27 protein-coding genes, 4 tRNA genes and 1 rRNA gene are annotated in these 25,967 nt (G+C 43.2%); 4 read left to right on the top strand and 28 right to left on the bottom strand.

Annotation, left to right across the window (positions count from 1 at the left end; all coding sequences use genetic code 11):
* Positions 1-32 precede the first annotated feature (32 nt).
* The 6 genes from GYO_RS22910 to GYO_RS44015 all read right to left on the bottom strand — a co-directional run bounded on the left by GYO_RS22910 (position 33) and on the right by GYO_RS44015 (position 2,532).
* Positions 33-1,582 (bottom strand): 16S ribosomal RNA (locus GYO_RS22910).
* A 173-nt stretch (positions 1,583-1,755) separates the two neighbouring features.
* Positions 1,756-1,831, bottom strand: a tRNA-Ala gene (locus GYO_RS22905).
* A 7-nt stretch (positions 1,832-1,838) separates the two neighbouring features.
* A tRNA-Pro gene (locus GYO_RS22900) sits at positions 1,839-1,915 on the bottom strand.
* Between the two features lie 26 nt (positions 1,916-1,941).
* Positions 1,942-2,018, bottom strand: a tRNA-Arg gene (locus tag GYO_RS22895).
* Positions 2,019-2,050: 32 nt separating this feature from the next.
* Positions 2,051-2,125, bottom strand: a tRNA-Gly gene (locus GYO_RS22890).
* Positions 2,126-2,466: 341 nt separating this feature from the next.
* Positions 2,467-2,532: a hypothetical protein gene (locus GYO_RS44015; RefSeq protein WP_238528870.1), complete on the bottom strand. Its 66-nt coding sequence runs from the start codon at positions 2,530-2,532 to the stop codon at positions 2,467-2,469.
* Between the two features lie 399 nt (positions 2,533-2,931).
* Between GYO_RS44015 and GYO_RS22885 the strand changes: the two genes are divergently transcribed.
* Positions 2,932-3,987 (top strand): glycoside hydrolase family 113 protein, encoded by a 1,056-nt coding sequence (locus tag GYO_RS22885; RefSeq protein ID WP_014112427.1) that lies wholly within the window; start codon positions 2,932-2,934, stop codon positions 3,985-3,987.
* A gap of 221 nt (positions 3,988-4,208) precedes the next feature.
* Positions 4,209-4,382: a YolD-like family protein gene (locus tag GYO_RS43165; RefSeq protein ID WP_014112426.1), complete on the top strand. Its 174-nt coding sequence runs from the start codon at positions 4,209-4,211 to the stop codon at positions 4,380-4,382.
* A 31-nt stretch (positions 4,383-4,413) separates the two neighbouring features.
* Here GYO_RS43165 and GYO_RS43855 read toward each other — a convergent pair whose 3' ends face one another.
* Together GYO_RS43855 and GYO_RS22880 are read right to left on the bottom strand one after the other, a co-directional pair.
* Entirely contained in the window at positions 4,414-4,572 is a 159-nt protein-coding gene (locus GYO_RS43855; protein ID WP_014112425.1) for a hypothetical protein, read from the bottom strand.
* Positions 4,562-5,638: a tetratricopeptide repeat protein gene (locus GYO_RS22880; protein ID WP_371864119.1), complete on the bottom strand. Its 1,077-nt coding sequence runs from the start codon at positions 5,636-5,638 to the stop codon at positions 4,562-4,564. The genes GYO_RS43855 and GYO_RS22880 overlap by 11 nt, the downstream gene beginning before the upstream one ends.
* 266 nt (positions 5,639-5,904) lie before the next feature.
* On the opposite strand from GYO_RS22880, the gene GYO_RS22875 reads away from it, so the two are divergent.
* Both GYO_RS22875 and GYO_RS22870 read left to right on the top strand, forming a co-directional pair.
* Positions 5,905-7,617 (top strand): ribonuclease YeeF family protein, encoded by a 1,713-nt coding sequence (locus GYO_RS22875; RefSeq protein WP_014112423.1) that lies wholly within the window; start codon positions 5,905-5,907, stop codon positions 7,615-7,617.
* A 5-nt stretch (positions 7,618-7,622) separates the two neighbouring features.
* A complete protein-coding gene (locus GYO_RS22870) occupies positions 7,623-7,907 on the top strand; it encodes a hypothetical protein (RefSeq protein ID WP_014112422.1) in 285 nt (94 codons plus the stop codon).
* 38 nt (positions 7,908-7,945) lie between these two features.
* Here GYO_RS22870 and GYO_RS22865 read toward each other — a convergent pair whose 3' ends face one another.
* The 20 genes from GYO_RS22865 to GYO_RS22770 form a co-directional block, all read right to left on the bottom strand.
* Positions 7,946-8,920, bottom strand: a complete 975-nt coding sequence (locus GYO_RS22865; protein WP_014112421.1) for an N-acetylmuramoyl-L-alanine amidase — start codon at positions 8,918-8,920, stop codon at positions 7,946-7,948.
* A 44-nt stretch (positions 8,921-8,964) separates the two neighbouring features.
* Positions 8,965-9,387 carry a phage holin family protein gene (locus GYO_RS22860; RefSeq protein WP_041520837.1) on the bottom strand — a complete coding sequence of 141 codons (423 nt, stop codon included), beginning with the start codon at positions 9,385-9,387 and terminating at the stop codon, positions 8,965-8,967.
* A 45-nt stretch (positions 9,388-9,432) separates the two neighbouring features.
* Complete coding sequence (gene xepA / locus GYO_RS22855; RefSeq protein WP_014112419.1) at positions 9,433-10,326, bottom strand: phage-like element PBSX protein XepA; 894 nt, start codon at positions 10,324-10,326, stop codon at positions 9,433-9,435.
* A gap of 91 nt (positions 10,327-10,417) precedes the next feature.
* The gene (locus GYO_RS22850; RefSeq protein WP_010330111.1) at positions 10,418-10,582 is read right to left on the bottom strand and encodes an XkdX family protein; all 165 of its coding nucleotides are present in this window, start codon (positions 10,580-10,582) and stop codon (positions 10,418-10,420) included.
* Positions 10,579-10,908, bottom strand: coding sequence for an XkdW family protein (locus GYO_RS22845; protein WP_014112418.1), 330 nt, complete (start codon positions 10,906-10,908; stop codon positions 10,579-10,581). Before GYO_RS22845 ends, GYO_RS22850 begins: the two co-directional genes overlap by 4 nt.
* A gap of 11 nt (positions 10,909-10,919) precedes the next feature.
* Positions 10,920-12,674, bottom strand: coding sequence for an XkdV family phage structural protein (locus GYO_RS22840; RefSeq protein WP_014112417.1), 1,755 nt, complete (start codon positions 12,672-12,674; stop codon positions 10,920-10,922).
* 3 nt (positions 12,675-12,677) lie between these two features.
* A complete protein-coding gene (locus GYO_RS22835) occupies positions 12,678-12,950 on the bottom strand; it encodes a hypothetical protein (protein WP_014112416.1) in 273 nt (90 codons plus the stop codon).
* The gene (locus GYO_RS22830; RefSeq protein ID WP_014112415.1) at positions 12,947-13,525 is read right to left on the bottom strand and encodes a YmfQ family protein; all 579 of its coding nucleotides are present in this window, start codon (positions 13,523-13,525) and stop codon (positions 12,947-12,949) included. Before GYO_RS22830 ends, GYO_RS22835 begins: the two co-directional genes overlap by 4 nt.
* Positions 13,509-14,555: a baseplate J/gp47 family protein gene (locus tag GYO_RS22825; RefSeq protein ID WP_014112414.1), complete on the bottom strand. Its 1,047-nt coding sequence runs from the start codon at positions 14,553-14,555 to the stop codon at positions 13,509-13,511. The genes GYO_RS22830 and GYO_RS22825 overlap by 17 nt, the downstream gene beginning before the upstream one ends.
* Positions 14,548-14,973, bottom strand: a complete 426-nt coding sequence (locus tag GYO_RS22820; protein WP_014112413.1) for a DUF2634 domain-containing protein — start codon at positions 14,971-14,973, stop codon at positions 14,548-14,550. Before GYO_RS22820 ends, GYO_RS22825 begins: the two co-directional genes overlap by 8 nt.
* A gap of 12 nt (positions 14,974-14,985) precedes the next feature.
* Positions 14,986-15,252, bottom strand: coding sequence for a DUF2577 family protein (locus tag GYO_RS22815; RefSeq protein WP_014112412.1), 267 nt, complete (start codon positions 15,250-15,252; stop codon positions 14,986-14,988).
* Positions 15,249-16,229 (bottom strand): XkdQ/YqbQ family protein, encoded by a 981-nt coding sequence (locus tag GYO_RS22810; protein WP_014112411.1) that lies wholly within the window; start codon positions 16,227-16,229, stop codon positions 15,249-15,251. Before GYO_RS22810 ends, GYO_RS22815 begins: the two co-directional genes overlap by 4 nt.
* A 12-nt stretch (positions 16,230-16,241) precedes the next feature.
* The gene (locus tag GYO_RS22805) at positions 16,242-16,901 is read right to left on the bottom strand and encodes a LysM peptidoglycan-binding domain-containing protein (protein ID WP_014112410.1); all 660 of its coding nucleotides are present in this window, start codon (positions 16,899-16,901) and stop codon (positions 16,242-16,244) included.
* Positions 16,894-22,236 (bottom strand): phage tail tape measure protein, encoded by a 5,343-nt coding sequence (locus tag GYO_RS22800; protein WP_014112409.1) that lies wholly within the window; start codon positions 22,234-22,236, stop codon positions 16,894-16,896. Before GYO_RS22800 ends, GYO_RS22805 begins: the two co-directional genes overlap by 8 nt.
* Positions 22,237-22,238: 2 nt before the next feature.
* Positions 22,239-22,376, bottom strand: coding sequence for a hypothetical protein (locus GYO_RS22795; RefSeq protein WP_014112408.1), 138 nt, complete (start codon positions 22,374-22,376; stop codon positions 22,239-22,241).
* 41 nt (positions 22,377-22,417) lie between these two features.
* Entirely contained in the window at positions 22,418-22,867 is a 450-nt protein-coding gene (locus tag GYO_RS22790; RefSeq protein ID WP_014112407.1) for a phage tail assembly chaperone, read from the bottom strand.
* Positions 22,868-23,489: 622 nt separating this feature from the next.
* Complete coding sequence (locus GYO_RS22785; RefSeq protein ID WP_014112406.1) at positions 23,490-23,933, bottom strand: phage tail tube protein; 444 nt, start codon at positions 23,931-23,933, stop codon at positions 23,490-23,492.
* A gap of 1 nt (position 23,934) precedes the next feature.
* Positions 23,935-25,335, bottom strand: a complete 1,401-nt coding sequence (locus GYO_RS22780; protein ID WP_014112405.1) for a phage tail sheath family protein — start codon at positions 25,333-25,335, stop codon at positions 23,935-23,937.
* A complete protein-coding gene (locus tag GYO_RS22775; RefSeq protein ID WP_080010045.1) occupies positions 25,336-25,527 on the bottom strand; it encodes a YqzN/YkzM domain-containing protein in 192 nt (63 codons plus the stop codon). It abuts the gene before it with no gap.
* The gene (locus tag GYO_RS22770; RefSeq protein WP_014112403.1) at positions 25,524-25,961 is read right to left on the bottom strand and encodes a phage tail terminator family protein; all 438 of its coding nucleotides are present in this window, start codon (positions 25,959-25,961) and stop codon (positions 25,524-25,526) included. The genes GYO_RS22775 and GYO_RS22770 overlap by 4 nt, the downstream gene beginning before the upstream one ends.
* Positions 25,962-25,967: the final 6 nt, after the last annotated feature.

Below are 25,967 nucleotides of genomic sequence, written 5' to 3'. Positions count from 1 at the left end.
CCCAAGGTCTTATATTCCGTAAATATCCTTAGAAAGGAGGTGATCCAGCCGCACCTTCCGATACGGCTACCTTGTTACGACTTCACCCCAATCATCTGTCCCACCTTCGGCGGCTGGCTCCTAAAAGGTTACCTCACCGACTTCGGGTGTTACAAACTCTCGTGGTGTGACGGGCGGTGTGTACAAGGCCCGGGAACGTATTCACCGCGGCATGCTGATCCGCGATTACTAGCGATTCCAGCTTCACGCAGTCGAGTTGCAGACTGCGATCCGAACTGAGAACAGATTTGTGGGATTGGCTTAACCTCGCGGTTTCGCTGCCCTTTGTTCTGTCCATTGTAGCACGTGTGTAGCCCAGGTCATAAGGGGCATGATGATTTGACGTCATCCCCACCTTCCTCCGGTTTGTCACCGGCAGTCACCTTAGAGTGCCCAACTGAATGCTGGCAACTAAGATCAAGGGTTGCGCTCGTTGCGGGACTTAACCCAACATCTCACGACACGAGCTGACGACAACCATGCACCACCTGTCACTCTGCCCCCGAAGGGGACGTCCTATCTCTAGGATTGTCAGAGGATGTCAAGACCTGGTAAGGTTCTTCGCGTTGCTTCGAATTAAACCACATGCTCCACCGCTTGTGCGGGCCCCCGTCAATTCCTTTGAGTTTCAGTCTTGCGACCGTACTCCCCAGGCGGAGTGCTTAATGCGTTAGCTGCAGCACTAAGGGGCGGAAACCCCCTAACACTTAGCACTCATCGTTTACGGCGTGGACTACCAGGGTATCTAATCCTGTTCGCTCCCCACGCTTTCGCTCCTCAGCGTCAGTTACAGACCAGAGAGTCGCCTTCGCCACTGGTGTTCCTCCACATCTCTACGCATTTCACCGCTACACGTGGAATTCCACTCTCCTCTTCTGCACTCAAGTTCCCCAGTTTCCAATGACCCTCCCCGGTTGAGCCGGGGGCTTTCACATCAGACTTAAGAAACCGCCTGCGAGCCCTTTACGCCCAATAATTCCGGACAACGCTTGCCACCTACGTATTACCGCGGCTGCTGGCACGTAGTTAGCCGTGGCTTTCTGGTTAGGTACCGTCAAGGTACCGCCCTATTCGAACGGTACTTGTTCTTCCCTAACAACAGAGCTTTACGATCCGAAAACCTTCATCACTCACGCGGCGTTGCTCCGTCAGACTTTCGTCCATTGCGGAAGATTCCCTACTGCTGCCTCCCGTAGGAGTCTGGGCCGTGTCTCAGTCCCAGTGTGGCCGATCACCCTCTCAGGTCGGCTACGCATCGTTGCCTTGGTGAGCCATTACCTCACCAACTAGCTAATGCGCCGCGGGTCCATCTGTAAGTGGTAGCCAAAGCCACCTTTTATGTTTGAACCATGCGGTTCAAACAAGCATCCGGTATTAGCCCCGGTTTCCCGGAGTTATCCCAGTCTTACAGGCAGGTTACCCACGTGTTACTCACCCGTCCGCCGCTAACATCAGGGAGCAAGCTCCCATCTGTCCGCTCGACTTGCATGTATTAGGCACGCCGCCAGCGTTCGTCCTGAGCCAGGATCAAACTCTCCGATAAAGTAGTTTGACTGACTACGCACATCGCTGTGCGATTTTATAAAACATGAATTAACAGGTACGTTTTGTCTTGTTTAGTTTTCAAAGATCATTTCGTTTGTTCGCTTTGTTAAAGCAACTTTATTAGTATACGATGCTGCTTCTTCAAAGTCAACAACTTTTTTAAAAAACTTTTGGTGGAGCCTAGCGGGATCGAACCGCTGACCTCCTGCGTGCAAAGCAGGCGCTCTCCCAGCTGAGCTAAGGCCCCATGAAAATGGTCGGGAAGACAGGATTCGAACCTGCGACCCCATGGTCCCAAACCATGTGCTCTACCAAGCTGAGCTACTTCCCGATTTCCTAGCTATTCTATTAGAATAATGGCGCGCCCGAGAGGAGTCGAACCCCTAACCTTTTGATCCGTAGTCAAACGCTCTATCCAATTGAGCTACGGGCGCAATCAATTTTACAATATCCCGTTGGGATAAAATGGAGCGGAAGACGGGATTCGAACCCGCGACCCCCACCTTGGCAAGGTGGTGTTCTACCACTGAACTACTTCCGCATATCGCAATAAAAAAAGCTTTCTCCTTTTCGAGAAACCTTGGTAATAATACATTTAATAAAGCTTCCAAGCGGGCTCGAACCGCTGACCTCTTCCTTACCATGGAAGAGCATCTTGAAAGTTTATATCCGGTTTCTTAGGACAAAGGTAATTATAGCAGGGTTTTGATAAATGTCAATACGGTTTAGACAAATTTAGAAAGGTGGCGAATAATCGTGTTTGCCACCTTTCTGCCACCCTGGGTGGCGGACACCTGAAATTAAACCCGACAATAAACCATCTATTATAAGATAGTATTTGCTTAAACACTTTCAATGTTCTTGATGAACCCGCTTCCCAAGTTACGTATTTCTTTTCAGAGCATCTAACAGTCCTTTCAATGTACTCGGTGAGGTTAACCCTAACATATTCATTAGTTCTCTATAAGTAGGAGCAAACCCCTTGCTCCTAAAACAAAATGCTCGGATATAGTCTTGATTTATTTGATGAACAATGATTGATCTTTTTGAGCCATGATTTTTCATGTAAATCATATATAAGGCTGCTTTGTCTGCTGTAGAATTCCCTTTTGAACAAGAGTAGCGAAGATGCCTTTACAATTTGTAAAGAATTAGAATAACAAGAATCGAATACATTTTATTAGGAATGAAGGAAAGTTACTTAAAATTACTCTTCAGAAAGGAGAGAATGTATGACAAGAACTCCAAGCAAAAATACTCAGATCATCATTTCAGGTTGGATATATACTGGTATTGGTCTGACCTCGACTACAAGCATTATATTAGATAGAAGGGAGCGGGTTTATCTTGAAATACTACGGAGTTGTTTATGATGTCGGCTTAAGATTTTCTCCAGACGCGGTATCTGTCGAACCTTTTGACCCCTCACTCGTGAAGTACGATATCAACACGATCGCCCACAACTTGCACGCGAATGCAATACGCATTGAAGGTGAAGAAATTAGTCGTCTCGTGGTCGCTGCACAAACCGCCTATGCAGCTGGGCTCACCGTCTTCTTCAACCCTTGGAAAATGGGTGCGACGATCGAGGAGACGCGTTCCTACCTTGCTGAGGCTGCAAAAGAGGCCGAACGACTGAGACTCGAAGGTGTTAATATCGTATTCGTCATCGGCTGCGAGTTGACGATTTTTAGTGACGGCATCTTCCCAGGAAACTCATGGGCGGACCGCGGCATGTGGCTTAGCAAGCAGTTGGAGAGTCTTAAATCCACCTCTGCTAGTTCAGATGTTTTGGCAGAGAAGGCAGTCCTCCTCAACCAAGCACTTCGTTCCTTCGTCGAAACGGTTCGCCCAGTCTTCGGAGGACAGCTGACTTACTCAGCCGGCGTGTGGGAAGACGTTGATTGGAGCATCTTCGACATTGTCGGAGTCGACTACTACCGACACGCAGAAACAGACGAAGAGTATGTCGCAGGTCTAGAACGCTACCGTCGGAAAGGCCTTCCGATCGCTATAATGGAAGTCGGATCTTGTACATACGAAGGAGCAGGTAAGCTGGGTGACGGCGGCTTCACCGTTTTACAGGGGGTAAATCCAGACGGAACGGGAATCTTTAAGGACGGCGTGGTCCCGAAACGCAGCGAGCGAGAACAAGCAGACTACATCGGAACACAACTGGAACTTCTCAATGGAGCAAATGTGGATGCTGTCTTTGTATTCGAGTTCTCCAAACCAGCGCTACGATTCGGCGAAGGGGCAAAGGATCACGACCTGGCTTCCTTCTCTCTGGTCAAGACTTTTGGCCATGACGACCCTCGATCACAGTCATTGCCACCGTGGGAACCAAAGGAGGCCTTCTTTCGAGTCGCACAGATTTTTCGAGAGTTCTCAAAGCACCGCTAACGGTGTTTTTCCTCAGTGAAGATAAAGAGATTTTTCTCTTTAAATCCCCTAAAGCGGGGGATTTTTTCATTTAAATAATGTTTTCAGGTTCGATTCCGTCTTTAGCGCGTAAAATCTATCGTCAGGAAGCCCCGAATATCATCAGCTGGAACCGCTTCGTTTGAAAGCGTCAGTTCTTAACCTATCTCAAATTAAAAATATGGAAATGGACAAATGAAGCAATGGAGGACAATGCGGCTATAACCATTAGTTTTTATAGAAATGGCTTTATTGAGGACGTAGTTGGACATGTTCATTACATAAATGAAATTAAACAACAGTTACATGTGAAAGATTTAAAAGGGGATACTAATATTATCGCGTTCGACTCACTAACATCTGTTAAAACAGAATAACCCTCTCATGTAAGAGAGGGTCTAATATAGGTCAAGTCTGTAATCTGATTCCTGCCATTTGCATTTCAGTATTAGTCGTATGGGCCTCAATATGCTGGCCGGATTGCTCAGGGGCTGCAGTAAACGCAAATAAACCAGTGGTTACAATAACAGCAGAGAGAAATACGCAAACACCTTTTTTAATACTCATATAAACAGTCACCTCGCTGAATTTGAAGCTGCGCTTCAACCATTTTATCATAGAAAAAACTGGATTCTTCAAATTCTCCGCCTTCTCTATAATATTCTGCAGTTAGCAGCGTTATGTGTTCCGTAAATGAGAACATGTGACTTTCATTAAGATTATTCAATATATTGAGGATACCCTGTTTATCAACAGACTCAATATATAGGGCATTAAGAAACTGATTCATCGATAAGAAAAGTTCATCATTAAATTTTTGTGCTGTTTCGATCCCTTGCTGCAAAACCTTCTGTCCTTCATTAAACTTTTCTTGCTTGAATAAAACTGTGGCCAACGAATGGAGCGTATGAGGAAGTGTCCTTAAATTTGCTTTTTCTGCAACCTCAGCTGCTTCTTTCAAATATCCTTCGGCTTTACTTGGTTGTCCCATGTAATGATAACATTCACCTAAATTATACAAAGCAGAACTTATTAGTCTGTCGTGCCCTAATTCCTTAGAAAGCTTCAGGGCTTCTTCAAGATGTTTTAACCCTTTTTCATAATGTTTAAAATCGAGATAGTTACCTACGATTACAAACAAGCTTTGAATTTTTCTTACAGTATACAGCGGATTCTGATCATAAATCTCTAATGCCCTCAAAATGTGATGCATGGAAACGTGAGTTTGTTTCATGTTGTAATAAGCTTCTGCTACCTTAAAATGGAATTCAGCTTGTTCAATTTCATCGGTAACAGCATAAAGTTCTTTTTCAGCTTTACGGTAATAGTTAATAGCTTCCACGAATTCTTGCTGATCAAATTCATACATACCGCGGAAGAATAGTGAGTAATATTTCAGGAGACCGGTTAATTTCTTTTGGGGAGCTTCAATTTTTTCAAGTAATTCTGAGATGGTTGGACGTGCTGTTCTATACTTTTTTTCTGGCTCTAAGTAGTCGAGCATAAGTTGGTGTCGAAAGCTCATTAGTGAGTAATAAATTAGTAAATACTCATCCTCTTCCATTTGTTTAATTTCTCTTTCAACTTCTGCTTTTAAAATTTCAGCATCCGGAACACTAAACTGACGTATCATCTTATACCATTCGGTAATCTTAACCCCTACATGTGAGGAAGGTAAAACCGGATTCACAGGATCCCTCCTTTTTGTTTCTTTTTATGTAATATTCTAACATTTCCAAAAAGTGTTGAACCGCAAAAAAACCGCAAACTTTTTCTTCGGCTCATTTCGTTGATTGATCACATTTCAAATAAAAGGATATTTTGTATTTCTAACTTTCTTTTTATGGTAAAATTTTGTTAGTTATTGAACCACAAAGCTTAACAAGAAAGGATATGATCATGAAGGTATTTGAAGCTAAATCATTGCTTTCTGAAGCTGAAAACCGCGCAAAGGAATACAAAGATACAAGGAATCAAATGGTCAAATTAAAGAATGCCTTCAAATCAGTGGCTGATCTTGATGACAGTGAATTTTCAGGTAAAGGCGCCAATAACATAAAGGCATTTTATGAGGATCAAGCAGGAATCGCTGACCAGTGGATTGATTTGATCGACATGAAAATCGCATTTCTCACGAGTGTTATTGGAATCCTGGAAGACGCAAGCTTATCCGATGCCTACATAGAAGAATCTTTTTTAGAACACGAGCTGGCCAACGCTTATACTAAATCAAAATCCATCATGTCAGAACAGAAAAAAGCAATAAAAGACATTCTAAATGACATCAACGACATACTACCACTAGATTTATTCTCCACAGAAACTTTTAAAGACGAACTCTCTTCAGCCGACAACAAACGTACCAAGACCATCAAAAAAATTCATGAAGTCGATGAAAATTTAACATCTGAATATGCACTCTCAGAAGCAAATGAACAAATGATTCAGGCTGATTATCAAGCACTCATGAACGCTACAGCAAAAGGTAAAAACGCCTCCCCTATCCACTATAATGCAAAAGCTTATAGAGACAGTGAAATTCATAAGATGACCGAAGATGTAAAAAAACAAACTACTGACTATATTTCCTTTAAAGATCAGCAGGCGGAACAAAGAAGAATTGCGATGGAACAAGAAGAGCTCGCAAATAGGCCATGGTATGAAAAGACCTGGGATGTCGTTTGTAATTTTACGGGGGAAGTCTCCGGATATTATGATTATAAGAGAGCTGCTGATGGCGTCGATCCAGTCACCGGTGAAAAATTAACTGATGGGCAACGGGTGGCAGCTGGCGCAATGGCTGCGGCAGGATACATCCCTATAGTTGGCTGGGCCGGGAAATTAGCCAAAGGCGGAAAGGCTGTTTACTCAACGAGCAAAGCCATCTATAGGGCAGACAAAGCGCTTGATATCTATAAAACTACTAAGACATTCCCTGCCCTTCAAAACTCCAGTAAAGGACTCTACGGTCTTGCGTCAGCGAATGGTTTTAGTGAAGCAATAACCGGCCGCGATATGTTTGGGAATAAGATTTCCGAGGAGAGACGTGAAAACAGCTTAAACAGCGCGCTTGCCTCAATTGCTCCGATAGGAATGATTGGTGCAGGTAAAGTATTAAAAATAAATTCTGGCGCAGGTAAACCTTCCAACTTATTCAGAGGAGAAGATTTCCCTTATGCAACAAAAAGACCAAATGGTATCGGTAAATCTCATATTTCACCTGAGACCGGGAACCTTGTCCCCGCAAACAAAAGTGGAATGTATCAAGGCCGTCAGGTAACTGTTACGGAACATATTTTAGGAGGGTATAGGAAAGGTGGAAAATCCAATAGTCCATATACCAGTTTTACAATTAACAAAAAGATAGCAAAAGGTTACGGGGAATATACTATTGAATTAAATATATCAGCTCTACGAAAAGCCATACGTTCTGGAGAACTAAAAGGAGTTGCTATCCTAAATCCAAAACAAATTGAGAGACTTATAAAAAACGACACGAGACAAACAGAAAACTGGAAGAAAAAAGCTCTAAAATGGACTAGTAGAGATACAGAGTATTTTGTTAAGGGTGAGATACCAAAAGAATACTTCAAAATGTTTCCTAAGGAGTGAAGAGTATGTTTCTTTATTATCAAAATGAATGCTTAGGTGAAATAGATGGAGCAACAATAGAAGGGCCTTGGGCTTATGGAAAAATCAAACCTAATGACAATATGGAAAAATTCAAAGATTTTTTTAGAGCAGTGGTGGATGAAGATGATCCCTCTGCAATCGAGAAGTTTGATGATGCTCTACTAGATGATGATAATTGGTTTATCATCGATGATGAGCAAAAAAAAGTAGGGATTTCTTTACCAGGAATCTACGAAGAAGATAACGAAATAAACTGGAGATGGAGATAAAAACAAAAAGGCCCCCTCATAAAGAGGCAGGGCCTTTTTCATTTCAATTTCTCTTCAATTTTCGCTTTTGTCTTAGGTCCATAAACGCCATCAGCCGTCAGACCACTTACTGACTGGAATCGTTTGACTGCATTTGCTGTTTTCGGCCCATAAACGCCATCAATGCCGTTATTTTTCGCCCCTTTATCCGGGTAAAAATAAAGAGCAGCAAGAGCATTTTGAACTTGTCTGACATTTGTCCCTTTCGTCATCGGACTTGTCACTTTAATAATTCCGGAAGGAAGCGGATATGATGTCTTTTGGCCGCTTGTTTTAGTGCTGCTGGATGAACTAGATCCTTTTAGTTTCAACTTTTGGCCAACTGTAATTTTATTCGGGTCTTTAATGTTATTCCAACTCTGAAGATTTGCCACACTCACTCCGTGCTCTTTTGCTATTGCAGAAAGAGTATCACCTTTTTTCACTGTATATGTTGTTCCGGATCCTGAAGAGCCGCCTGAAGACACTGAGCTTTTGCCTCCGATTTTTCTTAATTCATCAGCGATAGCGGCTTTTACTTCATCCCATCGACCCTCTGACAAAATCCGGTGAGGGCAATATTTCCCGTTCCAGTCTTGATGTTTGCGAACTCGATCAACACCCCAGCCGCGTTCTTTAAGCAGCTGTGCCACAAACTTGATCGCCAGCTTTTCAGCAGCGTAGTATTTAGCGCCTCCAGACTCGCTATAACAGATTTCGACACCAATCGACTTACGATTCCCGGTACCGTTTGTTCCGTCACCTGTGTGCCATGCATTGCGATTTAACGGTAGTCCTTGAATAACCTCTTTGTCATCAACGGCAAAGTGAAAACTAGTGGAACTAGTGTTTCCAATCATGTAACTGATCTCGTTAGCGGCTGACGCATCATTTGCCGTGTTATGGATGGTAATGTATTCCGCCGTCATGGGGTTTGGACATTTCAAAGCATATTTAGCTTCTGATACAAGATTCTTTTTAACTGAGATTGTCATATGTTTCCTCTCCTATTCTTTTTTTAGATAAAAAAAGCTGCCAGTTACCCAGCAGCTTGTTCTTTGTTTTTAGTTATTTTTTCGTTGTCTTCTTCAATTACATGAAGCCGGTCCGTGATAGCAGCCGGAATCTTAACGCCGATCTGTGCCAGGTTCTCAGTAATTGAAAGCCCCTCATTTGCAATATAAAAAAGAACGGTTCCAAATGTTAGAACACCGTTCAGATTGAGAATAGTATCGACGATATTTGCCAAGATGACCACTAGAAAACTAAGCATTTTTCGGACATAACCAAACCAAGCACTCCGGCTACGTAACTTCTTGAATTTCCACGCCTTAATTACGCCTGTTATAACGTCAAGGATGCTGAGAACTAACAATAAATCAAGGTACTTCACACCACCAAACAAATAAATTCTCGCTAAATCCAACGTTTCAAAGTTAATAAACACACTCGTTTCCTCCATTTCTTTATCACCTCCTTAGAGGCAAAATAAAAGGACAGCCTGACTTTATGAGACGGCTGTCCCTCTTACTGAAAAGTTTCCATTCGTCAAAGATTTTAGTTCCATCACAATTTCTTTAAAACCAGTAATATCAAAAGACCAGGCTTCTGATTTACCTTTTGTGCTAGTGGCAAACGTGCCATCGTCCACTTTTTGCCCTCTCAGGGCTCGTTTTGTTCCAGATAAAGATTTACCCCAGAATATTAATTCACTTGTCTCAGCTGTCCCATAAACCTCAATGAGCAACGTTTTAAATGATCCAACAGTGAATGGATTACCTTCCCCGACTGTTTCTGTTTTATCATGAAAAACAACATCCATTGTTTTTGCTTGAGTGTCTAATGAGCTGAGATTCAAACCTTCAGTCTGAACTTTTAAGCGGCCATTATCGGTTAAGTTGCTCTTATCTATTTGCATAGTTAGCGGAGCAGCTGTCGTAATTGGAACAGCTTGTTTAATATTTATATCTTCTTCCCCAGCGCCAAGCGACTGATAAAGCAAGAATTCAGACTGTTGCAGATTACCGTTTGCATACCTGAAGCGGAAATATCGCTGGGTTAATTGAATCCATTCAGTCTCGCCGAGCGTTCCCGCTTTTACCACTAATGAAGAAACTGTGGTCCACGTATTCGCATCATTACTTTCTTCGATGAATAAGGTTCCTTCACGATCAGAATAAGCATGACCTTTTACTTTTGAAATTAAAACCTGACCTAAGCGATCTTGGCCATACTGTGTATACACTTCAGTTGCTTTTAAGGCTTTGTTTGTCAGCAGCTCTGCATTACCCGAAATGGCAGCCACCGGCACCACAAAATCTCTGTTTCCTTCTCTGTATGGTTTGGCTGCTCCAGGCTTACCAGCTGCATCTGTTGGAAATTGAAAACTATACTTCACCATTTAAAAATCCTCCTTGCTATTGTTGATCTTTACACGGTCAATCATAGGCGTTACATCGTACCCACCCCCTTTCAGGCAAAATAAAAAAGCCCTAAATGGCTTCTCCTGTAATCTCCTTATACTGTTCTGCAGTAATTAGATTTTTTTCTATTCCTTCCTGTAAATCTTCGGGCGAGCAATCTTTGTAATGGATTGCCTGCTTCACCATTTCAGCGGTAGCCCAGTTATAATACAAAGCCAATACCCAATAATTCATACGTTATTCTCTCCTTGTAAGGAAAGCAGCTGTAGCTTTATTTCAGACAGCGCATTTCCTAATGTTTGGTTTAATTCTTCAAGCTTTTTGCGGGCCAGCTTCTCTTGTGACAATTCTTGTGCAAGCAACTCTACCTGATCAGGAGGCTCATATGCTGGATTGCTTTTCGATTCTTCCCACCAGGCTTGCAATTCCTCCTGAGTAGGTAACGGCGCCCGGAGATTCCATTTCTCAATATATGAACCGTTACCGTCGTTCCGCAGTTCAAAGTCATTTCTCGGTACTGCATTAGGATACTTGTACATAATTGCATCATACAAAATCATAAATGCACCTCCTAAAATCTCGGATAATTTCTTCCACCCATTTCAGTAATATCAAAATAGTTATACCATCCTGAGTTGTCAGTAATATAACGCTGAACATCCCCGTCATATCCAACATAGAGATAAATCTCTATATAATCGCCTGCATTAGCCGGAACAGTGGCGGCTCCATAAACCCCTACATTGAATTGTGTTGTATCAGAAGGATTTGCTGGACTATTTCTGTAATGCGCTATATTTTTATAAATCTTTCCGTTAAGATAAATTTCCATCTCATAGTTAGCATATCTTTGAACGTTCTCGATATATAAACCTGCATTGACTAAAAACATACCGCTATTGGGGCAGATAAAACGGTTATTAGTGACGTCAAAAGCATTATGACTGTCTTTTATCTTTCTATTAAAACGAACTTTCTGCTGTTCACCTTTGATAAGAAGCTGTTTTCCAGTTGTACCAACATTGGTATGTGCAAATCCAGATATTTTTTCCCAAGGAGTCCAGCCGGAACCACTCCACCAATGGCGAACCCATACCCCTGTACTGTCAATATAGGTTCCTGATTCATTGCCTGTACCGTAAAAATATTGTGTGAAGCGGGAGTTATTATACTTTTCATTTTTCACAATTCCATATCGCAAAGGGTACCCGGTCGTGTTACCTTGGCCAATATCCATAAGAGTAAGGCCGAGTGGATATGATTCTCCACTTGTTCTCGCGTCCTGAATTGCGTTTGTTCCTGTAAGAACGGTCAGTTTTTGATTAGTAAAGTTTTCTTGAACAAAGGCTTTTGCATCTGAAAGAGCCTTGTCAGCTTTCTCTTGTGATGCAGTTTCTGTTTCGATCTTCTTCCACCCCTGCCATCCGACAGTATTACCGTCCCAATAATTCGTAAAGACATTATTTCTGTAGTCCATGGCATAAACCCAACCATAGCTGCCTTTACCATCAGATGATTGGCTTGTCATTTGATAAAACCCTCTCGTAGAGGCGGTAGAAGGAGAATTTACTGCTTTTCCATTTGCATAAAAGGTCCCCATACTCCTACCTCTATTTATAATTGCCTGAAGCATATCTTCGCCTTCATTCACTGCAAAAGATACCCCTCCAACATCATTTGTAATTTTAGATAGTTGAGCAGCATTCCATTTATCCTTATCACTTTTAGTAACATGGATATCTTTATTATCCGTGTGAACAGCCAATCTTTCTATTGATCCTTCTTCTGTTTCGTACTTTATCCAATCTGACCAGGTTCCGTTAACTAATGACTTTCTCCAAAAGCCTCCATCTGCGGCCATGGCCATTGCTTCTCCACTCGTCGAAGAGGAGCACAAGTAAATACCGCGAACCGCTTGGGGCGGTGCATTAATAGCATCACTCGACATGTAAAAAGTAAAAGTCTTTTTCTGCCCTATCGCAACACTATGAAAGTCATAGCCTTGACCGATGTTAATAAGAATGGATCCATCGTCTTTCGTCATTTTCGAAAGCTGTGCCCCATTCCATTTAGCTCGCTCTTCATTCGTAACATGCCGTTCCTGATCTTGATTGTGCAGATCAAAATCTTTCTTCGCCGCCTGCTGTACGTTATCAACATTCCCCAGATCCAGCTGTTCCTTTGTCACCTTGTGAGGGTTGTTCATGTCATTTTTATGTGCGGCTAAACCTTTATGCGCTTCTTCAATACCTTTCTCCCAACGGTTCACATCATCCTCATTGATTGGATCATCCGGCAGCCAGTCTGTTTTTGCTTCATATGCCATTTGTTACACCACCTCAAAAGTAAATCTAAAGTCCAGCGTTCTGTTGTTACTTACATCTAAATCTGTTGTTCTTTCCGTAATCACGTTGTTTTGCTCATCAAGGACCTGAACACTCTTAATATGTTTGATATCTTCTTCTCGATGAGTAAGTACCGTGACAACTGCGCCCTGAATGGTTATTTCCACAATCTTTGTTTCATTTCCATTCAGCAGCACTTTCGATATTCTACTTTTAAGATCTGCAGCTGTACGCTCTCTATAAACTTTCGTAATCATGGTAAAACCACCTCGTTATTATTGAGCGTGACGGAATAACCCACCATCAGCTCACTTGCTTTTCGATACCTTCTGTTATTCAGAATGACAGTATCTTTTATCTTGAGTGGCTCATTTAAAGCAGCTCGCAAGGTATACGCCAAGTGAGCCGGCTTCATATTTTCTAATGTTTCTATGAGCTCGCTCATGTGCTGCATATCATCTATATCAATATCAACATTAAAACGGTACTCTCCAGGAAGTAGCCGGACCTGAGCGGACGGATTCTTCAAGAACCGATTCAATGCCTGTTCAATGGCCATATATGTTGCGGGCGGTATATTGGACATTTTCGAGATCAGCCGCAGCCGGCGGATCTCGTACGTATCACCGGACTCTCGAGGCACGTTCAATATTTTTTCCCACCGTTCAAGTCCCCAGGTTGCTGTTGTGACAAACAGCTGATCTGTCAGATCAAAAATGCTATTATTTTGCTTTTCAAATTCTGGAGATTCCGCTTTAAGAAGTTCAGCCATTTCCTTTAACTTGGTAAGGAACGGCGGCAGGTAAGCAGTCATTTCATCGAGTTTGCTCAATGATGTTCACCTGCCCCAATTTAGGGATTTCGACGTCACTCAGAACCAAATTTTCAGCCAAACCGTTTATTTTAATATCTGCATAATCACTTACTGAGGGTGAATTATAGACAATATTATTGATCTGCGATAAGCGGATGACATTATCTTCGAACGCCATCTTTTTAAAGAGGTTTAATACACCTGATTCGATTTCTTTCTTCACCTGCTCAATAGAGCTATTGACCTCGGGAAGCACCTCAGCTGATATCTCAATCTCTTTCCAAACCGCACTCTCCACCGTGACAAAGGCGCCAATAGGCGCCTGTCCTTCTCCTTGTCCCGGTTCAGGATCAATATAGTTCTTGACCTTGGATATTAAAATATCGGATGCAGGTTCCAAGTTGGCGTTGGTCACGACAATTTTGACCGTTCCGTCCCCATTCCAAAGCGGAAAGATTTTTGCCTTACCGACTCCGTCAACTTCTTCCGCCCACTGCTTATAATGCTCTTTATTTGCACTAACAGCTTCCCGGCGTACGCGGGTAAAATATCTCGCTCTTAAACTGTCATCATCCTCTTCTTCACGTCCAGGAATCAGGATCTCTTTCACAATTGCTTTTTGAAGTCCTGGAATGGTATCCAATGACAATAGATTCTGGCCGGAAATATTCGCGTTCCCCGCTTCTCCGGCTGTTTCACATTCCAACGTCCCGTCAGCTGTGTATTGAAAATACAGATTATCAACAAAAAAGCGGGAACCCACTGGAATGGTTATTCCTTCAGTAAACTCCGCTGCCCTGACTGCTTTCGTGGCAGCCGTTCGCTCGATGCCGGCTTCAGTAGCCCGACGATCTAAAAATTCCCCTTGTGCTGTGTCCGAGAAGACAAGTTCCAGCACCGTATCGAGCCAAATATAAGACTTGGCCAATTCTGCAGCTGCAGGAGCTAACGCGTTATAAATCACGCTTCCTTCCCTTGTATCAATGTCAGCTGAAATTCTGTTCAGCATCCGGTCCATAATTTCTTCAAAAGTTTGATCTTCAAACATCTTCACCGAGCACCTCCTCGATCTCTAATGTTCCCTCGTCAGTTTCGACTGTAAAGGAAACATGGAACGAATCGCCTTGTTTTTCTATTTCAAAATCTGACACAGAAGAAACACGATCGTCATAGATCAGTGCCTCCTCTATCAGTCGCGGAATCTCCATTTTCTTATATGCGTCTGTTGTTTCATTATCTGCTAGGACGTCTTGAAGCTCATTTCCAATGTCATGACTGAAAACAGAATAGGCGTATCGCTCAGTATGGAGGGATAAATATACAAACTGCTTGATGGCTTCAAGGCCTGTGATCATTTCATTTGTGATACGGCCATTTTCAAAATCTATTTTGTAGGTTTGCGAGGTCTCTATGACTTCGCTGCCATCTTCAATATCATCAAATTCAATTTCTGGCGAAAGGGCCAACCCGGGCACCCCCTATATTTTGTCGAGAATAAAAAATGATTGTCCGCCTTTTAAGGAGACAACCATCACATTCTCACCCATCTTTAGTTCTTCATCTTCTCCAGCCTGCAGCCGCTTAGGAATAATAATCAAATCAGACGGAATAATTAGCTTTTCATTTTCATTGAGTTTAATTTCAACAGGAGAAACGGAAACCACTTCAGCCGGCAGGATATCCACCGGCGACTCTGAATCAACGGCACCGACAGCCAAATGCTTGATCGCTTCACTTAGTCTCATGAGGAAACACCATCAGGAATAGAGTTTTTCTCCACAACATCAATGGTCATCGTGTGCGTAGATCCTTTAAATTCGTGTTTGTCTGTATCGATCCAGTATGTTTTCTTAACCCCGACTTCCGGAATTGAGATATAAACGGGCAAGCCGCTCTGAAGATCCGGAATGCCAATCGCTTGAATACTCTTGAGTTCTTTTTTAACACCTTTTTTCTGTGCCTGTTTGACTTTCGCACGCTCCTGAAGCTGCGCCTGGTTAATGTTATCAGAAACCGTTTCGACATACTGAAGCACACCATATTTACAGATCCCTGAGTTGTCACTTGCGGTGGCTGTGTATGTTTTATTGTCTTTCTGCCGGCGGAGCTTTACTTTTGTGGCCGTGTCATTAATTGAAGTGCTGTATTGATAGCCGGTGATGTTTACACCCGTCTCCAGCACCCATACTTCTGACGGATCTGGCCAAGCACGAAGGCCAAGCTTCCCCTTCGCCGAATATAATTGATAATTCCTTCCGGTTTGGCTTTTCGTTTGTTTCAAGGCTTTTAGAATCATGTCATAAAGGCTCGTATCGTCTTTGAACACAAGGGATTTAATTGTATGACCTGTGTTTGCAATAGACGTTGTGGGAATCTGAAAGTCTCTTGCCAAGCGTTTTATGATCTCGTCTGCACGCTGATTAGAGAAAACATAAACATCTTTGTTTTTGACCAGATATTGCAGCATGTCATAAGCCGTAAAGGTCAGCCCGTGTTCTTCCGGATTGCGCGAAAACACTATACCTCGAAACAGCTCTTTCCCTTTCCACTTAAATAAAACCGTATCCCCTTCAGATACGCTGTAATATGAATGGGTTCCCTGTTTCGTAATAATCCTGGCCGTGATCGACCGCGGTGCCTGATACCGTTGTCCTTCGAGTGAAACACTTTCAGTTACCAGCTCAAGCCATTCCGTTTCTTTAATGACGAAAAGTTCTATCATGTCATCACCTGCTTATTGCGGTATCTTTAATTTTTGGCCAGGAAAGATCCAGTGTCCTGGCTGCCTGATATTCCGTTTACTTCGTTTGATCATAGCCTTTTTATTGACGTTCCATATTTTGCGCCACTTTGTGCTGTCTCCATAAAATTTACCGGCAAGATCCCACAGTGTATCGCCTTTTTTAACCGTATATGTTTTAGGAGCTGATTTAGACGGCCGTTTCTTCTTCGTCTTTTTCTTCTGCTTGATCTTCCGCGGGGAAGCGGTTTTGTATTCCTTCAGTTTGATTTCAAAATCACGGTCACCTATATCTTTTTGACCCTCGCTATAAGAAAAATCCTCAATACTGCAGGTAAAGTTGATTTTCGTGCCAGTAATCAGAAACTGAACAGGTTTTTTCGCTTTCGCCCATTTCTCAATCTTAGCGATGGCATTTTCCGGAGAAGGAAAACCTTTATATTCGGCAAGCGGGCTGTGTTTCTTCGGAAAAAAAGATGAGAACGAAATCTCTTTCGTTCCCGGTTTATCTATAAAAGTGATCTCCCCAAAACTGGCCACTTTTACAGACTCATTTTGAATTGTGTTGGATATATCAATTTGTTCAGGAAGGACGGGAAGCCGTAGCTTGTCCTTCCCTTGTGAAATCCAGAATTCATAAACAGATCTAGTCAAACGCGACGACTCCCTTCGTTCCAATGTTGATATCTTGTTCAAGTTCATCGACAAGGACCTGTTTAATTTTTGAGACCAGACTGTTCACATCTTGATCATTGTAAAAATGCTGATCGCCGTTAAACTGAATAACGACCTCTTTACCTCTTGCAGCGGTAACAGTTGTTTGTTGGCTGCCTGTTGTAGCAGCAGTTACCTGGCCAGATGATAATTCAGCTTGGCCTGTTTGTGTAGGATCCGTGACTTCCATTCCGAGAGCTTTAGCTGCTTGAGCCAAAAGATAGCGGCCACGGATGCCCCGCTCCTCCGGAATGATCCATTCACGTTTATTTCCTTCACCCACACGAGCAATTTGTTCTCTTGTGATCAGGCCGCCGTTAGCGTAACCAACATACGGTCCACCGCGTCTCAAGCTTTTAATACCAGGTACATTGTCAATAGAGCCGTATCTGCTTTTGATGTAGCCGATCGCAGCAGCAGCGTTGTGAATCGGGTTTCTAATGTTATCCATGCCTGGTGCTTTATGTGCGTTAAAAGTGGTCGGTACTGTCTGCATGAGCCCTTGAGATGGATTGCCTGCCTTCGCGTTACTATCCCACAGGTTAATGGCGTTAGGGTTGCCTCCTGATTCAAACTTAGCAATTGTCATCAGTCCTGGAAGCCAGCTTAATGGTGTTTTTGTGGCCATCATTGCAGCCATAAGCCACTGTTTCACATTTCCGCCTACTGCACCCATTCCGGAATAAGCAGCTTCCAGTGAACCTGCTTGTTTTTCAGCGTATTTTTTCACATCGACAGAATCCAGTCCTTTTACAACACCGACAGAGGCAAAACGCCCCAAGCTCATCATGACACGAGAAGGTGAATGGATATCTAACTCTTCACGGAAAGCTTTCTCTACTTTTTTTGCTAGTTCCTTGGCTGCCTCATGGACCTCACTGCCCTTTGAATTCATACCTGAAACAAAATTCCCGATCATTCCGGTTCCCCAGCCGTTTGATGATTCTTTAGACTTCAAAAACGGCTTATTCACATGAGTATTTACATACTGATCAGTGCCAGTTTGTGAACTATTTTGACCGGAAGCAAACCCTTTGATCGTACCAGTTCCCCATGAAGAAGATTTATTCACAGTGTTCTGGAATGGTGTTTTGACTTTCGTCTGCAAGAAGCCATCTGTTCCGGTTGCCGTACTGTTCTGGCCGTTAGCATAACCATTGACCACTTGTTTTCCGTAATTCGGAGAGTAGGAGATCAAATTTTTCATAGGTTGGCCAACGTTTTTCTGTTTCCAAGCATCCATTGAAACGATGTTATCGCCAATACCTTGATCGAAGCCTTGTGTGAACTGTTGGCCGAAAGAAGCCGCCTGTTCATTTAGGCTCGACGTATCAACAGTAGGAGCTACCGTCGTTGAGACTGATGCTCCGCCGGCTAATGGTGAAACAGCAGTTTCTCCACCTGCAGATGAAGCAGAAGCCATATCGTCAACAACGCTCATCCCTAGTTTAGAAGCGGCCTGAGAAAGAAGCATTTTACCGCGCCCCTTGTTGTTATCAACAGGGATCACAAACTCCTTACCTGCTTCGCCAATCCAAGAAATAGTTGGTTTCGTAATATAGCCACCCGTCGCATTCCTTTCAAGAACGCTTTTTTGTTTAGGGAAAATACTTGTTGGTGCTGATGGCTGAGACTGAGCAAGATCAGCAATTCCTCTGCCACCGCTAGTATTTTTACCAGGAGAAGACTTACCGGATTTCTTTGTCGGTAATCCAGTAGCTTCTTCACCTCTCCCTATGATATTGCCTATGATCTCCCCTCCAGCGTCAGCTAACCCTTTTAGCTTAATGACCCACCAGAAGGTATCTTCAAACTTCTTCTTAATTCCGTCAGCTATCTTTTCAAGGGGATCCCCTACATTTTCACTAAACCATTCAGAAATACCATTCCAAGCATCTTTAACAGCTTTTTTCGCTGACTCAAATTTTTCCGAAATGGATTTTTTGGCATCTTCTACTTTTGAGACAATCGGATTCCAAACATTTTCACTGAACCAAGCCGAAACTGCACTCCACTTGTCAGAAATCCATGTCCACGCTTCGTTAAGCTTTGTCCAGATCCAGTTCGCTGCATTAGTGACAGCATCACTTACTGGCGTCCAAACATTATCCATGAACCAAGTTGAAACTGTAGACCATAATTCTGAAATAAAAGTCCATGCTTCGTTGATCTTCGTCCAAATCCAATTTGCTACGTTACTAACAGCTGTACTGATTGGGTTCCAGACATTGTCATAAAACCAAGTTGCCACCTGAAGCCATTTTAATTGGATCCAGATTCGCGCATAATCAATATGTGCTTGGATCCATCCGGCAACAGTTGCAACTGTATTACTAATAGGATTCCAGACATTATCCATGAACCAAGTGGAGACAGTGGACCAAGTGTCTGAGATCCAAGTCCAAGCGTCATTTATTTTTGTCCAAATCCAATCAGCAGCATCAGTGACACCGTCAACTAATGGATTCCAGACATTATCCATGAACCAAGTTGAAACAATCTTCCAAAGAGCTTGGATACCATCCCAGGCAAATAAAAAGGCACCTACTACTAAATTTATGATCGGAACTGCAGTGTTATAAATAGGTGTCCACACGTTATCCACAAACCAGGATGACACGTCATTCCAAGTATCAGTCAGCCATTTCTTAGCATCCTCAAATTTATCGGTGATCTTATCAATCTTGTCTCCGGCCCAATCACTAACTGGGTTCCAGACGTTATCCATAAACCAATCTGAGAAATCAGACCAAGTATCCTTGATCCAATCAACGGCGTTTCCTGCACCGTCCTGAATTCCATCCCATGCTTTAGAAGCGCCGCCATCATCAAACCATTTGCCAATGGATGATCCTAAATCTGAACCCCCGATGCCGCCTGCAATACTACCGACAACTCCGCCGACAGCAGTGCCGACAACAGGGACGACAGAACCAATGGCTGCACCTGCGGCTCCTCCTGCAGCAGCTCCGCCAAGATTCCCAGCAAAAGAACCAACTTTCTCACCTGCATTATCTTTGTTCATCCCGAGTAAGTCGGTTGCAGCTAATGCAGTTCCCAAAAGAGGGATACCTTTCGCAAATTTACCGACACTTTTCAGCGGACTTAAAACTTTCCCGAACTTCGAGGCACCGCCCGTCGCTCGGCCTGCTGCACGGAGTTCTGATCTGGTAGTATTTACTGAAGCTCTTGAACCTGTGCCTCTAACAGGATCAGCTGCGGTTCTTCCTGAACGACGTCTTTCCAGCTGTTCGGATGATACAGTGATAGATCTATTAGAAGGGTTCACACTGGTTGGATTACCACGTCGGCCAGAAGCATTTTTCCCTCTTCCTTTACGGCTGCGGTCACTTCCGCCGATACCGCTACAGCAACAACATGTTAAGCTACCGCTCCGTGGTAGACTTGTTGGACTCGAAGCAGATCCGGAACTTCCGCCCCTTCTCCCTGAACCACGAGCAGCCTTTCCATTACGTCTGCCGCTTCGTGTATTAGGGTCACCGCCGGGAGTACGGTTGGGAATCAACTTCCGAATTACTCCCGCTGCATCACTTCCCACAGTTCCAATTCCTTTTAAGAGCGGCCGTAGGATTTTCAAATATGCAATCAATCCAATTAAAGAAGGAATCACAACTTTAAAGGCTGTTTTTAAATCGTCCCAATGATTCACCGTCCACTCAATGGCCACATTCAGCTTGTCACCTATGGCCTCGCCAAGATCAGTAATATCCTTTTTGATCTCTTTGAGTTTTTCTTGACCTTCCTTGCTGTTTAGGAACGAGTCGATCTTGTCAAAGGCTGGGCCTAAACCGGTAAGCAGTGAAGTTCCCATATCCTTAGATATGCTTTCAAAATCCCGCATGGCGTCATTAATCGGTGTCATCGGGTTATTATCCCGAAGCTGAGAAAAGCTGCGTTCCAGTTCGCCTGTTGTTTTTGCACTTGTCCCAATGCCTTCAGCCATATCTAAAATCGGCTGCTTCAGGTCTTCATATTGCGTTCCTATTAGCTCCGTGGCGATAGATGCCCGCTTAGTCTTGTCTTTGACTTTTGATAAGGCATCAGCAACCTTAAATAAGCTTTCTTGACCACTAATAGAACCGTCTTTAAACCCTTTGAACATCTTCTCTGTTTCTTTGGCACCGAATAGCGATTTGAACGCGTCTACTTGACTATCAGACATTTCAGTACGGCGAATGTTAAATTCACGCATACTGTCAGCAAGGTTGTCGAAGTTTCTGGCCCCGCCTTTTGTCCCTTTAATCATGGCGTTAGCGATCTGGCCGCCTGTGAGTTTCATGTCTTTAAAAGTGGAACTGTATTCATTCATCGTGTCCAGCAAATCGTCGGCCTGGTCACCGGCATTCCGGTACACATACGCGATTAAATCCCCGCTGTCTTTCCCGGACATTTTCAAGTTGTTATACATTGAGCTGAAGGCCCGGTCCACTTCCGCCTGATCAGCATTCATGAGCTGTGCGATCTTGCTAGATGACTCTGTCAATTCAGCCAGGGCTTTTTTAGATGCTCCTGTCTGTTGAGACAAGGTTCTCAGAGATAAGCTGACTTCTTCCCGGGATCCTCCCGCTTTGTTGTCATAATAGATCTGGTCTGTCATTCTAGCAGCGTCTTTTTTGCTGACTTTCGAAGTCGCTGAAACATAAGCGTCTTGGGACATAGCACTTTTCCCGCTGCCCATAATCGCACCAGCCGACAGTCCGCCGCCAACTGCCAGGGTGACAGCAGCGTTTTTCAGACCGTCTAACTTTGCTTCAATTGCATCCAGAACCGCTGAAGCCTTGTCCTTAATAGAAACAGTAGGCTCTGCATGTTCGCTGTCTACATCAGACACATGGCGCCGGATCTCATCTAATTGGCTTGAAGCACGATCACGAACTGAAACAGTAGGTTCAGCATGCGAGCGATTCAAATCAGAGAGACCTCCACGAATTAAGCGAAACCGTGGTGTAGCTTGATCATTAACGGAAACCGTCACCTCATGGTTACCCTCAGTAAGATCCTCTGTTTGCTGGCGTATAGAACGCAAACCATTTGAAACCCGATCATCTAAACCGACTTCAATTGATCGAGCCCGCCCAGTCAAGCGGCTTGCTGATCGGTCAATTCGTCTCATAACCCGCTCTGTTCGATCTTCAGCATCAAAAATAAGAGGGCCATTAGCGGCCCTCTGAAGTCTCTCTGCATTCCCTTGTATCTTTCGAAGCTTTCGGGTGATCTTATCTTGTAAATCAAACGTAGCTGTTAGTTTAGCCATAGTTAATTACCTCCCTTCTTCGCTTCCTTTTCTAACAGCTCAAGCTTGTAACTGATCAAACCGTATAAGAGTGCCTTGAATTCTCTCGGCGCCTCATATAGTTCTTGTAATTCTGACGGGGAATATTTGAGCTCGTGCATAGCGTAATAAAGATACACTGTCTCTTTATCCCCGCCTTCTATTAGTTTTTTGCTGCTTCTTCAAGGTCTTCGGGATCATCCTCAAAGCCATTGATCTCAATAGCTTTGTTCAACCAGTTTGCATATTCACCGCCGACAGACAGAACACGCTTTGCAACTTCCACCGGATCCTCTGTTTTGTAAGCTTCGCGTAGCTCTTTAGACTTAAAGTTCGGGTAAACAGTTGTTTCAACGGCAATACGAGCATAGAAGCGTTGGCTGTCCAACTCTTTCACGCGGCCGCGGCCTTTTACATTTTTGTAAGTGGTGTTTTCTTTTTCCAGCTCGTCAATGCGTTCTGTGGTAATAGCTTTGAATACAAACGGAATCACCTTTCCTTGCTTGTCAACAAATCGCTTTGAAATAGGCACTTCTACTTCTTCCGCTTCAATTGTTTGTCCTGGCATAAAGAATGAAAGATCATATACTTTTTCGTTTTGTTTTTCGCTCATGTTAATTAGCTCCTTCTATTTACAATTAAATTTTTTGGATATAAAAAAAGCACATTCTCTTCGAATAAAAATCACAAGGATTCGAATTCGCAAAAAGGATGTGCTTGATTAAAAATCACAAGGATTCGAATTTACAAAAAGATGCGCTTACCAGTATAATGAAAATCGTACATAAAGCGCCATAAGGGAAGTTTGCATCCCCGTTAGAAAGGGGGTGATATAATGTCAACTGAAGCTTACCAAGCTCTAATGGTATTGATTGGTTTCCAATCATCATTATTTAGTTTGGGTTCTTTAATTGTTGCCTTGTTGACTTATAAAAACAAAAAATAGACTCTCCCTTGAGCGTTGGAAACTTAAAGGGATAAGTCTATCATGAAAAATATGCGAGCAAGCTCCCTTAAGGACAGCTTGTGTACAGACCGGAGTGTTGGCGCACTCCGGTATTTTTATTTTACGCAAAATCTTAGATGTTAATTCTATAATGTTGTTGCGTGGTTAATTTGATTTAATCAATGTATATTCAGTATACATTATTTCCACTCCATTTTACAGTTATCAAACGTAAAATGGATAAAAAAAGTAACAAAATTCCTAAGGACGTCAAAACGAATTCAATTTATTAAAACGTATCCTTCAGCTTTTCAGGAAGATCAAAGTCCTCAAAGGTAAACGGCACTTCTTCTTCCAATGCTTCAGAATCAACGTCAAGCCCTGCAATTTTCGCAGAGTCAAAATTCACATCATACAGCGTGACACGCTCAGTTCCACGGCCGGAAGACGCATCATCCAGAACTGCTTGAAGCGTGAAATAAGGATCTTCACCTTTCTTCACATAGTTTAGCATCAGCTGCACAAAGCGGGATGTGACTTTATAAAATGTCGCTGTGCCTGTTCCGTTTGCGCCTGTCGTTTTATGACCGGTCATGCGGCGCCCCATAACGTTGACTTCCGATTTATTTTTCTCCACATTCGCTTCGAATGTTTTGATAAACGCCAGTTCCTCACCGTCCAAGAAAAGGCGTCCCTCTTTACCAGATATCGTATTCTGCGCTTTAAAAGCCACCTTACTTCACCTCCACGTTAAAGTAGAATTTCTCAGCAACATCAACCGGCTGCACAGCAAGATCAATCAGGAAACCGTCACGATCGCTATTCAGAGCAATTGTGATGTCATTCTCTGAATCAAAATTGGTAATGCCCCCGTTATCTTGAAGAACACTCAAGTATTGAGTAATCAACGTTTTCACGAATTGAAGGCCGTCATTTGTAGCAGGAACGTCGCTTCCGCTCGCTTTACGTGACTTAATCAGAGCTTTCAATTGAGATGTCAGATCATTGTTGATTGCATCCAACACTCGGACAATTTTATTTTTCTGGAACATCTTATTCTTCTCAGCTGTAAGACTTGTGAGAGAATTAATATCCTTCTCAACAGAAACAGATTTGTCTCGAGAATCATAAGTAAACAGGAATTCCCCGTTCGCCAGCCGCTGAATTACCTGGTCGTTATCCAGTCGAGTAAGGACGTCCACCGCTCCCGCATATTCTACGAACGTAAGCGACTGATTGAACGTTGCACCCGCGCTGGCGCCGGCAACCCAAGCAGTAGCTTTTTCCGGAGTGATCTCCGTTCCGTCTTCAAGCAGAACTCCGCCTGTGACATTAATAATACCTTCGTGATCGCCTTTGTAATTAGAGAGTACGCCTTGAACCTTTAAGCCTTGATTGTCTCTCAGCCGTTTGATGAATGCGACAAACGTCGCTTTCAATTGCTCGTTATCCTCAACAGGCAGCGCGATTGTGTCAAAGTATTCAGTTTCAGCCGCTTCCAAGAAAGCTGTGTAATCAGCATTTGTCGGTGTCTTGTCTGTTCCACCTGACAAGCGGATTCCAGAAGATGCCGGAAGGTCCCCGCTGACGTCCTCCGGAGCTGTTCCTGTTAGGGGAATCGAAACTGTTAGATCCCCTTTGCCTGTAAATTCAACAAGTTTATTTGCTTTCAGTTCCTCGGCTTTAGTTACCGTTTGCTTATCGACTTCTGACTGATCAAGATAGGTTGTGACATCCAATTTTGAAGAATCAATAACGTTTTCTGTAATTCTGATAATGATGTCATTTCCTTTAGTTCCGCCATAAAGAGCGGTTGCCTTTACGCCTTCACTAATGTCTGCTTGAGCACGCAGCCCCTCCGTCAAACGGTAAAGTAAGACTGTACTTGCCTTCTTCATTGCCTCACGAAGAAGCAACAATGAAGGATCATCAATGTTTAATCCCACTTTTTTATTCAAGTCCTCGATTGAAGAGATAGAAATGAATTTCTTAACCTCTCCCCAGCTGGATGCTATCGGCAGCGCAACTGTTCCGCGTTCGCCTACTGATACCCGATCTTCTGCGGTCGTTTTAAAGTTAAAATAAATACCAGCACGCTCTTTTTCCTTGCCGACTGTAAATGTTCCGCCGTTCATTTATTTGACCTCCTTCTGAAGAAACTGATCAATCAGCTTCTTCGCTTCCGATTTAGTGATTCTGTTTTTTTCTGTATGAAAAAGAGCACCGTCAAACACCTCGGGCCTTACCCCAAAGAGCTCTCGACTGTGCTCTCGCAAATCCTTAATATAAAAAGCATTTTCTGTTCTTTCCTTTTTCGTGGCCATCATTTCACCCCGCTTGTAAATTCAAAGTTTTCAAGAGAAGGATGCTGTTCTCGTTCATACCAATAGCGACTCGTCCAATTTAGAACGATGCTCGCATAATCATCTGAGATCCGGGTTTCTATACGTGATAAGCGAATAAAATCCCCCGTATCTTCGCCAGATTCCCGCATGAGCGGAATTAACCCCCTCTTACTCCTAAGTGTATCCGCGATCCTTTCTGCTTCGTTATGAGCCTCCTGCGCGTTCTTATGAAAGAGTTTCACGTTTAAAACATAGGATTTTTGAAACGTAGATACTGTGTCCACCCCATCGACTGTGGAAGCCGGCGGAATGTAAAGAGATGGGACAACAAAGTCCTGCGGTATTTCTTTTTCATACACTTGCACAGGATACAGTTTGTATAGGTAGCCCATAATTGAGCCCACTTCTTGATTCATGGCAGC

The organism is Bacillus spizizenii TU-B-10, from assembly GCF_000227465.1.
Lineage (GTDB): Bacteria > Bacillota > Bacilli > Bacillales > Bacillaceae > Bacillus > Bacillus spizizenii.
The sequence above is the reverse complement of the archived record's forward strand: the minus strand, read 5'-3'. Positions and strand labels throughout refer to the sequence as shown.